A 12,398-nucleotide genomic window follows, 5' to 3' on the forward strand; every position below is an offset into this window, starting at 1 on the left:
CTCCCCGGGCGGGGGCGCCGCCCCCCACCCTTGCCCGCCCGGCCCGTTTTCCGGCCGGGCCGCCCCCCCCCCGGGGGGGGGGGGGCCCCCCCGTCCGTCAGGGGGTCGCGCCGCGCACGACGCCGGCCGACGGAACGACGCTGGTCAGAGCGCGACCGCTGCCGACTGCCGCGCGATCTCGAGTTCCTCGTCGGTCGGGATGACGAGGACCGCGACACGGGAGGCGTCCGTCGAGATGCGGCGGGCCTCCTTGGAGTGCAGCTCGTTGCGGTCCGGGTCGATCTCGATGCCCAGGTGCTCCAGGCCGGCGAGCACCCGACGGCGGAGCAGGGCGTTGTTCTCCCCCACCCCCGCGGTGAACACGACGGCGTCGAGCCCGCCGAGCTGGGCGGTGTAGGCGCCCACGTAGCGGCGGATCCGGTGGCGGTACACGGCGAGCGCCGCCTCCGCCGTCTCGTCGCCCTTCGTCGCGGCGTCCTGGACGTCGCGCATGTCACCGCTGCCGGTCAGGCCGAGGAGCCCCGACTGCTTGTTGAGCATCGTGTCGAGTTCGTCGAAGGACAGCCCGGCCTCGCGGTGCAGGTGGATGAGCACGGCCGGGTCGAGGTCGCCGGAGCGGGTGCCCATCACGAGGCCCTCGAGGGGGGTGAGCCCCATCGACGTCTCGATCGACTTCCCGCCGTCGACGGCGGCGGCCGACGCCCCGTTGCCGAGGTGCAGGACGATCGTCTTCAGCTCTGAGAGCGGCCGGTCGAGGAAGACCGCGGCCTGCTCGGAGACGTACTTGTGGCTCGTGCCGTGCATGCCGTAGCGGCGGATCTGGTACTGCTCGGCGAGGTCTGCCGGGATCGCGTACGTGTACGCGTGCGGTGGCATCGTCTGGTGGAACGCGGTGTCGAACACGGCGACGTGCGGGACGTCCGAGAAGACCTGCTTCGCGGCCCGGATGCCCTCGAGGTTCGCCGGGTTGTGCAGCGGCGCGAGGCTCGACAGGTCGTCGATCTGCTGCTCGACCTCATCGGTGACGACGGTGGCCTGGTCGAACCGGGTGCCGCCGTGCACCACGCGGTGTCCGACGACGGCCGGCGGGTGCTCGTCGAAGGACGGCCCGACCTTGCCGAACGCGTCGATCATCGCCTGGAAGCCGGCGGCGTGGTCGGGGACCTCGGCGCTGTCGTTCGACGAGGTCTCGCCCGTCAGGGCGTTGGTGTGCTTCCACGACCCGCGGGACTCGCCGATGCGCTCGACGAGTCCGGACGCGAGCGTGCGCTCGTCCTCGAGTTCGATGAGCTGGTACTTGAAGGAACTCGAGCCGGAGTTGACGACGAGGGCTGCACTCACGAGGGGTCGCTTTCTGTTCGAGCGGTCGGCGCTGCTTCGGTTCGAGCGGTCGGCGCTGCCGTGCCCGCCTGGATCGCGGTGATGGCGACGGTGTTCACGATGTCGCTGACGAGCGCGCCGCGGGACAGGTCGTTGATCGGCTTGCGGAGCCCCTGCAGGACCGGTCCGATCGCGACCGCCCCGGCCGAGCGCTGCACCGCCTTGTACGTGTTGTTGCCGGTGTTGAGGTCCGGGAAGATGAACACGGTCGCCTGCCCGGCCACCGGGGACCCGGGCATCTTCGTGCTCGCGACCGTCGGGTCGGCGGCGGCGTCGTACTGGATCGGGCCCTCGACGGGCAGGTCCGGACGACGCTCGCGGACGAAGGCGGTGCCGGCCCGGACCTTGTCGACGTCCGCACCCGACCCACTGTCGCCGGTCGAGTAGCTGAGCATCGCGACCCGGGGCTCGATGCCGAACTGCGTCGCGGTCTCGGCGGACGAGATCGCGATGTCGGCGAGCTGCTCACTGGTCGGGTCCGGGATCACGGCGCAGTCGCCGTAGACCAGGACGCGGTCGGCCAGGGCCATCAGGAACACGCTCGACACGATGGAGGTGTCCGGCCGGGTCTTGATGATCTCGAACGACGGCCGGATGGTGTGCGCCGTGGTGTGCTTTGCGCCGGACACCATGCCGTCGGCGAGCCCGAGTTGCACCATGAGCGTGCCGAAGTACGAGACGTCGGTGACGGTGTCGCGGGCGAGCTCGACGCTCATGCCCTTGTGGGCGCGGAGGGCCGTGTACTCCTGGGCGAACCGCTCGCGGAGCTCCGGGTCGAACGGGGAGAGCAGCTGCGCGGCGTCCAGGTCGAGCCCGAGCTCCGTCGCGCGTGCGCGGATGGCGGCCGGGTCGCCGAGGATCGTCAGGTCACACACCTGCCGCTGCAGCAGCGTCGACGCCGCGCGGAGGATGCGGTCGTCGTCACCCTCGGGCAGGACGATGTGCTTGCGGTGCTCACGCGCCCGGTCGATCAGCCCGTGCTCGAACATCAGCGGCGTCACCACCCCGGACGGCGTCAGCTGGAGTCGAGCAAGCAGCGCCTCGGCGTCGACGTGCCGCTCGAACAGCGCCAGGGCCAGGTCGGCCTTGCGGGGCGAGTCGGCCGCGAGCCGCCCGCGCGTCTGCGTGATGCGGAGTGCGGTGTCGTAGGTGCCGAGGTCGCTCTGGGCGATCGGCAGCGAACTCGACAGCCCCTCGAGCAACCGGGAGATCTGCGGCGCGGTCTCGAAGCCGCCGTTGAGGATGACGCCGGCGATGCTCGGGAACGTCTCCGACTCGTTCGCGAGCAGCGTCGCGATGAGGACGTCGTTGCGGTCGCCGGGGACGACGACGATGCCGCCCTCGATGAGCCGCGGCAGGACGTTCTCCATGCTCATGCCGGCGACCACGGTGCCCAGGGCCTCCCGGTCGAGCAGCGCGTCGTCGCCGCGCACCAGGGTCGCGCCGGTCGCGGCCAGCAGGGCACGGACGGTCGGGGCGACGAGGACCGCGTCCTCCGGGATCGCCCACACGGGGGCGTCCGGGTGGTGGTCGTGCACCGCGGTGCTGACGCTCGCGACGATCGATTCGAGGGCGTCCGGGTCGGAGCGGTTCACCACGACGCCGAGGAGCTGGGCGTGTTCGGCGCGGAGTTCACTCGTGGTGACGTCGGCGACCTGCGCCATGTCGTCCGCGGTCCGGGGCGCGCGCTCGGCCGAGTCCCGACCGCCGAGCACCAGCAGAACGGGCGCGCCGAGGTTCGCCGCGACCTTGGCGTTGAAGGAGAGCTCCGTCGGGCTGCCGACGTCGGTGTAGTCGGAGCCCAGGACGACCACCGCGTCGCAGCGTCGCTCCACCTGGCCGAAGCGGGTGAGGATCGTCGCGAGGGCCGCGTCCGGGTCCGCGTGCACGTCGTCGTACGTCACCCCGACCGCGTCGTCGTACGGGATCTCGACGGCGGTGTGCTGGAGCAGGAGCTCGAGGACGTAGTCGGGTTCGGCGACCGACCGCGCGACCGGTCGGAAGACGCCGACGCGTCCGACGGTGCGGGCGAGCGTCTCGAGCACGCCGAGTGCGACGGTGCTCTTCCCGGTGTGTCCTTCGGCTGACGTGATGTAGATGCGGGTCGACACCTTCCCCAGGGTAGACCTCGCATGTGCTCGGACCTCCGGAGCACCCGTGAACTCCGGGCCCGGCACAGGTGGTCGTGAGCACCCTCGCAGACCTGTAGCATGGGGTGTCGTCACCGCGAGGTGATGGCTCGGAGGATTCGCCTAGTGGCCTATGGCGCACGCTTGGAAAGCGTGTTGGGTGCAAGCCCTCGGGGGTTCGAATCCCCCATCCTCCGCAGGAACGGAACCCCCGCAGCATCAGCTGCGGGGGTTCCGTCGTTCCGGTCTCCCCCAGCCGGGAGGCCCGTCCACCGCTGGTCCCCCAGGCTGCGGACCGGTCCGCACCCCGTCTCCTGCGGACCCTCCGGAAAGCGGTACCCGGCCTGTCCGGCGCCCCGTTCCTCCCCTATGCTGACCGGACCGAGCACGCCGGAGGGACCCGGCCGGGCTCGGCACCATCGGACGGCACAGACGCCGTCCCGGGCCGACCACGAGTCGTGCCCGGCGCCATCATCGCTCGCACACCGAGCCCCGTCTCCCGGGGCGGTCGTCGGGCGATCCGGCGCAGTCCGGGGACGAGGAGGCCTGCCGTGGGGGCAACGACGGCGCGAGCGACACCGCTCGACACCAGCACCGCAGACGTGGTCATCCGACCACGCGCTGCCCTCGTGCGTTCCACAGCGCTGAGCATCGGCTTCTCGGCCGTCCCGATCGCCGTCGCCGTCGTCTGGGTGGCCGTCCCGAACGGTCCCTGGCTCGTCGTCGGCGCCGTGGTCGGGCTCTTCACCCTCGCCGTCCTGGTGGCGTTCCTGCGCCTGCGCTCGTCCTTCGTGGCGGTCGACCCCGACCGGGTGGCGATCCGCGGGGTCCTCAGCGCGCGACGGTCGTTCTCCAGGTCCCAGGTGCACGAGGTCGTGCTCGCCGCCACGCACGGCGCCGCGGTCGACCGCACCAGCCGCGAGCTCGTCGCCTTCGACGCGAACGGCACCACGCTCTTCCGGATGCGCGGCGAGGTGTGGGGCGACGACGGGATCGACCGTCTGGTCGACACGCTCGACGTCCGCACCACACGCTTGGCCCGGCCGATGTCGACGCGGGAGTTCACCCGGCGCTGGCCCGGCATCCGCGCCTGGTACGAGCGGCCCCGCGCCTACGTGCTGGTCGGTGGCGTGACCGCGCTCGCCGTCGGGGGCCTGCTCGTGGCCGAGGCCGTGGGGCTCGCGCGCCGCTGACCGTCCCGGCGCCGCCGATGTCGGCGCTACCGATGTCCGTGCTACCGGCGTCGACGCAGCGTCGAGAAGACGCCGCGCACGACCTCCTTCGCGATCGACCGTCCGAGCGAGCTGCCCAGCGCACCGCCGAGCAGGTCGCTGAGCGGATCGCCGCTCGCCCGCGAGGTCGAGGACCGACCGGACCGTGACGACGACCGCGACCTCCGTTCCGCTGCAGCTCGGTCGGCGCGCTCGATGTCCCGCTGCGCCTTCTCGTACTCCGCCTGCGCCGCCGCCCGCTCCTTCGCCTCGCGCTTCGCGTCGGCAGCCGCCCGGCGGGACGCCTCGACCCGGGCCTTCGCGTCCGCACGTTCGGCATCGGCTGCGGCGTCTGCAGCGGCCTCGGCCGCGTCGTCGGCCGCTGCCTGGGCTGCGGCCGCCTCGAGTCGGCGGGCGAGCATCTCGTGCGCGGAGTCCGGGTCAACGCGGGTGCCGTAGGTCGCCAGGAGCGGTGAGGCGTCGACGCGCGCCTGCATCACGTCCGCCGGCATCGGGTCCATCGAGCCGCGCGGTGCCCGGAGCCGGGTCCACGCGACCGGGGTCGGTGCGCCTCGTTCGTCCATCACCGTGACGATCGCTTCACCGGTCGCCAGGGAGGTCAGCACCTGCGCCAGGTCGTAGTCACTCGTCGGGTACGTCGACACCGCCGCACGGAGGGCCTTGGCGTCGTCGGGGGTGTGCGCGCGGAGCTGGTGCTGGATGCGCGACCCGAGCTGCGCCAGGACCTCGCTCGGCAGGTCCTCGGGGCTCTGGGTGACGAAGACGATGCCGACGCCCTTCGACCGGATCAGCCGGACCGTGCGGACGATCTGGTCGCGGAAGTCCTTCGAGGCGCCGTCGAACAGCAGGTGCGCCTCGTCGAAGAAGAACACGAGTTCCGGTCGGTCGCGGTCCCCGACCTCGGGCAGCTCGTTGAACAGGTCGGCGAGCAGCCACATCAGGAAGGTCGAGAAGACCTGCGGCCGGTCCTGCACGCCCGGCACCTCGAGCAGGCTGACGATCCCCGGGCCGTCGGCGGCCGTCCGGAGGAACAGCCGGGTGTCGATCTCCGGCTCGCCGAAGAACTGGTCGGCACCGGCGTCGGCGAACGTGATGAGTTCGCGGAGGATGACGCCCGCGGTCTGCTTCGACAGCCCGCCGAGCTCCGCCAGGTCCGCCTTGCCCTCGGGGCTGGTCAGGAAGGTCAGGACGCTCCGCAGGTCGGTGAGGTCCACGAGCGGCAGCCCGGCGCGTTCGGCGTGGTGGAACACCAGGCCCAGGGACGACTCCTGCGTGTGGTTCAGCCCGAGGACCTTCGCGAGCAGCAGCGGGCCGAACCCGGACACCGTCGCCCGGATCGGAACCCCGGTCCCCTGCCCACCGAGGGAGTACAGCTCCACCGGCACCGCGGCGGGCGACCAGTCCTGGCCGATCCCCGTCGTCCGGTCGAGCAGACGGTCGTTCGGTGTGCCGGGCAGCCCGAGGCCGGACAGGTCGCCCTTCACGTCGGCCGCGAAGACCGGCACCCCGGCGGCGGCGATCTGTTCGGCGAGCAGCTGCAGGGTGCGGGTCTTGCCGGTGCCCGTCGCGCCGGCCACCAGGCCGTGCCGGTTGAGCATGCCGAGCGGGATGCGGATCTGCACGTCGGGGAGCGCGTCGCCGTTCACCAGCGCGCCGAGTTCGAGCACGCTGCCCGTGACCTGGTACCCCTGCCGGACAAGGGCGACCGCGTCGGCGTCGAGCGGCGCCGCGGACGCGGGAGCGGGCGGCGCCGCGGACGCGGGAGCGGGAGCGAGCGGAGCCGCCGTGTCGGTCGACTCGGACGCCGGCGCGACCGCCTGCACGTCCGCCGGCTGCGCACCGGACGTGACCGGAGCCTCCGCACCGGACGCCACCGGAGCCTTCGCACCCGACGCGACCGGAGCCTCCGCCCCGGCTCGCACCGCGGCCGCGAGCTCGTCCGCCCGTCGCGCCGCGTCCTCTGCCAGCCGCACCGCTTCGTCCGCTGCGGCCCGCGCAGCCGCCGCCGCTGCCCGTGCCTGCTCCACCGCGTCGTCGTCCATGCGGCACAGCCTAGGGACGCGCCGGTCCCGCCGTCCGGCCGGACGGCGGACCTGTGGAGAACCCGGTCAGTGCGTCAGTGCCGGGACGGTCCGGGGCCGCACGACGACCCACAGGACCAGGATCGCGACGGCTGCCGTGCAGCCCATCACGAGCGCCATCGGGGTGGCGGTCGAGATGCCGAGCAGTCCGACGACCGGTGAGATGAGCCCGGCGACGCCGAAGTTCAGGGCACCGAGGAGCGAGGCGGCGGTACCGGCCTCCTTGCCGTGCGAGGCGAGTCCGATCACCTGCACGAGCGGGAACGAGAACCCGCAGGCGGCGATGTAGAACCACAGCGGGATGAGCACGCCGACCAGCCCGGCACCGAGCTGGTCGAGGACCACGATCGCCAGGGCGGCGAGGAACAGGGTCGCCGTCGAGCCGACCAGGATCCACTGCGGACCGACCCGCTGCGCCAGCCGCGACGAGATCTGCACTCCGAGGACCACACCGACGGAGTTCACCGCGAAGAGCAACCCGTACTGCTGTGGATCGAGCCCGAACACGCCCTGGAACAGGAACGGCGAGGCGCTGAGGTACGAGAACAAGCCGCTGAAGACCATCGCGCCGATCAGGGCGACGCCGACGAAGATCCGGTCCGAGAACAGCGCCTTGTACCGCTGCCCGATGGTGGAGTGCCCGGACTCCTGGCGTCGCTCCTTCGGGAGGGTCTCGACGATGAGCAGGATCGACGCGATCACGACGGCGGTTCCGTAGCAGGCGAGGAAAACGAAGATCCCGCGCCACGAGACGAACCGCAGCATCTGCGACCCGATCAGCGGCGCGAGGATCGGCGCCAGGCCGTTCACCATCGCCAGACGCGACAGCATCCGGACGAGGGGCTTGCCGCCGAACAGGTCACGGACGGTCGCCATCGCGACCACACCACCGGCCGCGGCGCCCATGCCCTGCAGCACGCGGAACACGGCCAGCACCTCGACGTTCGGCGCGAGGGCGGCGCAGATCGACGCCACGACGTGCACGCTGGTCGCGATGATGAGGGGCAGTCGGCGTCCGACCTTGTCGCTCCACGGTCCGACGAGCAGCTGGCCGATCGCGAAGCCGATGGTGGTCGCCGTCAGGGTGAGCTGGACGGCACCCTCGGAGATGCCGAGGTCGCGCTCGAGCGACGGGAACGCCGGCAGGTACAGGTCGATGGTGAACGGCCCGAGCGCCGTGAGCGCTCCGAGCACGAAGACGTAGACCAGACGCTGACCACGGGTGAGGGAGTCGCCGGGATGCAGGATGGTCTTGTGGGGACCGGTGGTCGCGGGCGCGGACACGAGGGGATCCTCCGAAGGGGACGAGAGAATGGGATCGGCCGCTCGAATCGATTCGGTCCGTTCCACCATGGTACGGGTTGCCCCGGACGGGCGACAACCGTCGGGCGGGACGGTCCGCGCTCCACGGCTCGATCGTGCCCCGCCCGGTCGCCGCTTCCGCCGGGGCACGGACGGGAGGCACGACCACCGTCCTCGATGCCGGTGCGGCGGACGTGTGGCCGGGCCGGCCGGTGCGGTACCGTCGGACTCCCGACCCGCGCTCGTCGCGGGACCGATCGAGATGGGAGGAGCGTCATGGTCGACGCTCGGATCCTGCACACGACGGCCGCACTCCGCGAAGCCGTCCTGCGCCTCGCCGCCGACCGTCCGGTCTCCGAGATCACGGTCGCCGACGTCACCCGTGCCGCCGGCATCAACCGCGCGACGTTCTACTCGCATGCGGTCTCCCCCGGCTCGTTGCTGGCCGACGTCCTGACGCCCGAACTCGACCGGATCCGTGCGGACGACGCCGAGGCCCGCCGGGTGGCCGTCGAGCGGGGTGCCAGCCCGGACGACCTCGCCGCCATCACCCGGCGGGGCATCAACGCCGTCGTCGACCACGTCACCGCACACCGCGAGATCTACGCGCTCGCCCTCCCCGACCCGGCGGACGCCTCGCTGCACCGCCTGCTCGTCGACCACTTCACGGTGTCGAGCACGATGCACATCCAGGAGCTCGACCCCGCCGTGAAGCCGGAGCTCATCGACGAGGTCGCGGCGGGCTTCGTGGCTCAGGGCTTCGTCGGCGCGATCGAGGCCTGGCTCGGTGGCCCCCGTCGGTCCCGCAAGGCACTGGTCGAGACGATCACCCGGTCGTTCCCGGCCTGGTGGAGCTGACCAGCCCCTCCGCGCCTGCTACTGCTTCGTCGGCTCCTCGCCGCGCTGCAGGCTCGTCACCGTGTCGACAGCCCGACTGACCAGCTGCGCGTCCGAGTCGCCGCCGTCCACGCGGTAGTCCGACGACAGTCCGTCGTTCCCGCCGCCGGAGGACGGCAGCGCCTCGTCGAGCGCGACCACCACGACCCCGGCGTCGTGCGCGGTCCGGAGCTCGGTGCGGAGCGTCGACGCATCCGCCGCACGGACGAGCAGGGCCTTCGCACCGGTCCGGACCAGGTCGCGGACCGCCGAACGCTGCCGCGCGGGCTGATCGCCGGTGGCGACGCGGATGTCCGGGCGGAACCCGGCCTCGGTCAGGTCCTCACGGAACCGGGTGGCCAGGGAGCGCCCGTCACCTGAGTCGCTCGGGGTCCCCGCGTCCTCGGTCAGCACGACACCGATCACCGCGTTCTCGGCGAAGCCGCCGTCGGAACTGGTCAGGTCGGTGCTCCGGACCGGGGTGGGTGCGGCCGTGGTGGTGCCGGTGCAGCCGGCGAGCACGACCGTCGTCGCCGCGAGGGCGGCGGTCAGGACGGCGACTGCGGTGCGGCGCACGGTTCCTCCTCGTTCCGGGGTCTGCCAGGCTACCCGTCCGACACCGGCGGGGGCGGGACCGCTCCGAGTCGGCGGACGGCGATGAGCCCCACGAGGGCGATCAGCGTCATCGCCACGAACACCAGCGTGAAGGCGACCGGCTCCTCCCGGCCGCCCGCGGCCGTGAACAGCAGCCCGGCGACCGCGAGGCCGACGACGCTGCCCGAGGCGTCCGCGATCGTCAGGGCGGAGCTCGCGAAGCCGTCGTCGCCCTCGCGCGAGAACCGGAGCGTCAGCATCGACGTCCGCGGGTAGGCGACGCCCATCCCCGCGCCGCCGACGAACCACCCGGCGACGAGCACCCAGGCGGGCAGGCCGACGAAGGCCACCGCGAGTGCCGACAGCAGGCTCACCAGGACCAGCCCGAGCCCCACGGCGAACGCCCGGGCCGCGGGCAACCGGTCCTCGCCGAGCCGGCCGTGCGCCCAGCTCGCCGACGCCCAGCTCAGTGCCGCCACGGTCAGGGCGAGCCCGGCGGCCGAGGCGCTCAGCCCGTGCTGGGCCTGCAGCAGGAACGGCACGTACGCCTCGCTGCCGAAGAACCCCGCGGCCAGGACACCGCGGAGCAAGACCACCGACGGCAGGCCCGGCCCGCCGGTGAAGGTCCGTCGCGGCAGCAGCGGGCGGAGCGCAGCCCACGCGCCGACGAGCCCGACGACGACCGAGGCGACCCGGACCGGCACAGGCAGGTCCGGGGCGAGGTTGAGCAGCAGCACCGCTGCGGCGGCGCCGACCGACCACCCGATGCGGCTGCCCTGCCAGGGCGGGCGTGCCTCCAGGGCGGGTGCGTGCAGACGGCGGAGCGTCGGGACCAGGCACGCGAACGCGACCACCGCGATGCCGAGCGCACCCGCGAACACCCAGTGCCAGCCGAACGCATCGGTGACGATGCCCGCGAGCGCCGGACCGATCAGTGCCGGCACGACCCACGCGGCGGCGAACCCGGCGAACACCGCACCGTGCAGCTCGGCGGGGAAGACCCGCGCGACCAGCACGTAGAGGACGACGTCGATCGCGCCGGCGCCGAACCCCTCGACCAGTCGTCCGGCCAGGAACACCGGCATGGTCGGGGCGAGCATCACGATCGCGGTACCGACCGCGAACAGGGCCGCGGACACCCACGCGACGACACGACCACCCGCACGGTCCGTCCAGTTGCCCGCCAGCACCATGCCCGGCACGCCGGCAGCCAGGGGTGCGGCGAAGCTCAGCGAGTACAGCGCCTCACCGTGCAGGTCGGCGGCGATGACCGGCATGATCGTCGTCATTGCCAGGTTCTGGAACGCCGAGACCGCCACGATCGCGACCATGCCCACGGTGGCGACGAGGTGGCGGGGCTCGAAGAGGCTCGGCCGCGTCGCCGTCGTGGAGGTCACCGGTTCATCGTAGGACGGTCGAGCCGGACCCGGCGCGGGCGGCCCTGTCCGCCCAGGCCCGGCCCGGCCCGCCTCGGCCCGGCCTGCCTGGGCCCGGCCTGCCTGGGCCCGGGTCCGTCCGCGGTCGGCGACCGCTCAGCGCTCGAGTGCCTGCTGCACGTCCGCGACGAGGTCGCCGGCGTCCTCGATGCCGACCGACAGGCGGACGACGTTCTCCGGGACGGCGAGCTCGGTGCCCTTGACCGAGGCGTGCGTCATCTCGCTCGGGTACCCGATGAGCGACTCCACCCCGCCGAGCGACTCGGCCAGGGCGAACAGCTCGGTCGACTCGGCGAACCGCTTCGCCGCCTCGGGACCCCCGGCGAGCGCCACCGACAGCATGCCGCCGAAGCCGCGCATCTGCTTCGCCGCGACGTCGTGCCCCGGGTGCTCCGGCAGACCCGGGTAGTAGACGTGCTCGACCGCGGGGTGGGCGAGGAGCGCCTCGGCGACGGTCTGCGCGTTCGCGGAGTGTCGCTCCATCCGGACGCTGAGGGTCTTGATCCCGCGGATCGTCAGCCACGCGTCGAAGGGCGACGAGATCGCGCCGCCGCCGAACTGCACGAACGCGACCTTCTCGGCGAGCTCCTGGTCATGGAGGACCACGGCGCCGCCGACGACGTCCGAGTGGCCGCCGAGGTACTTGGTCGTCGAGTACACGACGACGTCAGCGCCGAGGGCGATCGGCTGCTGCAGGGCCGGCGAGGCGAAGGTGTTGTCGACGACGACCAGCGCGCCTGCCTCGTGCCCGATCGCGGCGAGGGTCTCGATGTCGGCGATCTTCATCAGCGGGTTCGTCGGGGTCTCGACCCACAGCACGGTCTTCGCCGGGCTGTCGGCGAGTGCGGCACGGACCCGGTCGGGGTCGCTCATCTCCACCGTGACGAGGTCGATCCCCCACGGCACGTGCAGGCGGTTCGCCAGGCGGTGGGTGCCGCCGTAGACGTCGTTGCCCATCACGATGCGGGCGCCGGGCTCCAGGTAGGCGCGGAGCAGGGCGTCCTCCCCCGCCAGGCCGGACGAGAACGAGTACGCCGCGACACCTCCGTCGAGGTCAGCGAGGAGCGTCTGCAACGAGTCCCGCGTCGGGTTGCCGGACCGCGAGTACTCGTAGCCGCCGCGCAGGCCGCCGATGCCGTCCTGCACGTAGGTGGAGGTCAGGTAGAGCGGCGGGATGACGGCGCCGGTGGGGCCGTCCGGCTCCTGGCCGGCGTGGATGGCGCGGGTGCTGAACTCGGTCATGTCGCGGGTGCCCCTTCCGGGAGGCTCGGTGCGGTCTGGGTGGGTCGGGTCGCGGCGGGCGTCGGCCGCGTCGCGTGCCGGTGCGCGGACGTCGGCTGGGCCGGCATCGGCTGGGCCGCGTGCTGC

9 protein-coding genes and 1 tRNA gene are annotated in these 12,398 nt (G+C 72.7%); 3 read left to right on the plus strand and 7 right to left on the minus strand.

What is annotated here, in order from left to right; translation table 11 throughout:
• Positions 1 to 144: 144 nt before the first annotated feature.
• Both QCD68_RS11535 and pta read right to left on the minus strand, forming a co-directional pair.
• Positions 145 to 1,341, minus strand: a complete 1,197-nt coding sequence (locus tag QCD68_RS11535; protein ID WP_301223111.1) for an acetate/propionate family kinase — start codon at positions 1,339 to 1,341, stop codon at positions 145 to 147.
• A complete protein-coding gene (gene pta / locus QCD68_RS11540) occupies positions 1,338 to 3,491 on the minus strand; it encodes a phosphate acetyltransferase (RefSeq protein ID WP_301223112.1) in 2,154 nt (717 codons plus the stop codon). The genes QCD68_RS11535 and pta overlap by 4 nt, the downstream gene beginning before the upstream one ends.
• 130 nt (positions 3,492 to 3,621) lie before the next feature.
• Between pta and QCD68_RS11545 the strand changes: the two genes are divergently transcribed.
• A tRNA-Ser gene (locus QCD68_RS11545) sits at positions 3,622 to 3,706 on the plus strand.
• Positions 3,707 to 4,060: 354 nt separating this feature from the next.
• Positions 4,061 to 4,702, plus strand: a complete 642-nt coding sequence (locus QCD68_RS11550; protein ID WP_301223113.1) for a hypothetical protein — start codon at positions 4,061 to 4,063, stop codon at positions 4,700 to 4,702.
• A gap of 41 nt (positions 4,703 to 4,743) precedes the next feature.
• Here the strand turns inward: QCD68_RS11550 and QCD68_RS11555 are convergent, their stop codons facing one another.
• Together QCD68_RS11555 and QCD68_RS11560 are read right to left on the minus strand one after the other, a co-directional pair.
• Positions 4,744 to 6,783, minus strand: coding sequence for a helicase HerA-like domain-containing protein (locus QCD68_RS11555; protein WP_301223114.1), 2,040 nt, complete (start codon positions 6,781 to 6,783; stop codon positions 4,744 to 4,746).
• A 66-nt stretch (positions 6,784 to 6,849) separates the two neighbouring features.
• Positions 6,850 to 8,106 carry a multidrug effflux MFS transporter gene (locus QCD68_RS11560; RefSeq protein WP_253463725.1) on the minus strand — a complete coding sequence of 419 codons (1,257 nt, stop codon included), beginning with the start codon at positions 8,104 to 8,106 and terminating at the stop codon, positions 6,850 to 6,852.
• A 294-nt stretch (positions 8,107 to 8,400) separates the two neighbouring features.
• On the opposite strand from QCD68_RS11560, the gene QCD68_RS11565 reads away from it, so the two are divergent.
• The gene (locus QCD68_RS11565; protein ID WP_221849725.1) at positions 8,401 to 8,982 is read left to right on the plus strand and encodes a TetR/AcrR family transcriptional regulator; all 582 of its coding nucleotides are present in this window, start codon (positions 8,401 to 8,403) and stop codon (positions 8,980 to 8,982) included.
• 18 nt (positions 8,983 to 9,000) lie between these two features.
• On the opposite strand, the gene QCD68_RS11570 is transcribed toward QCD68_RS11565, so the two are convergent.
• The 3 genes from QCD68_RS11570 to QCD68_RS11580 form a co-directional block, all read right to left on the minus strand.
• Positions 9,001 to 9,576, minus strand: coding sequence for a substrate-binding domain-containing protein (locus QCD68_RS11570; RefSeq protein ID WP_301223115.1), 576 nt, complete (start codon positions 9,574 to 9,576; stop codon positions 9,001 to 9,003).
• A 29-nt stretch (positions 9,577 to 9,605) separates the two neighbouring features.
• On the minus strand, positions 9,606 to 10,991 hold the full coding sequence (locus tag QCD68_RS11575) for an MFS transporter (protein WP_301223116.1): 1,386 nt from the start codon (positions 10,989 to 10,991) through the stop codon (positions 9,606 to 9,608).
• Between the two features lie 135 nt (positions 10,992 to 11,126).
• Positions 11,127 to 12,272: a cystathionine gamma-synthase gene (locus QCD68_RS11580; RefSeq protein WP_301223117.1), complete on the minus strand. Its 1,146-nt coding sequence runs from the start codon at positions 12,270 to 12,272 to the stop codon at positions 11,127 to 11,129.
• Positions 12,273 to 12,398 lie beyond the last annotated feature (126 nt).

The sequence above is a fragment of the Curtobacterium sp. PsM8 genome (genome assembly GCF_030433875.1).
GTDB lineage: Bacteria > Actinomycetota > Actinomycetes > Actinomycetales > Microbacteriaceae > Curtobacterium.

What these genes read in the sequence shown, in the direction of transcription:
- QCD68_RS11555 (WP_301223114.1), bottom strand. Translation starts at nt 6,783, where the DNA reads ATGGACGACGACGCGGTGGAGCAGGCACGGGCAGCGGCGGCGGCTGCG.
- QCD68_RS11580 (WP_301223117.1), bottom strand. Translation starts at nt 12,272, where the DNA reads ATGACCGAGTTCAGCACCCGCGCCATCCACGCCGGCCAGGAGCCGGAC.
- QCD68_RS11565 (WP_221849725.1), top strand. Translation starts at nt 8,401, where the DNA reads ATGGTCGACGCTCGGATCCTGCACACGACGGCCGCACTCCGCGAAGCC.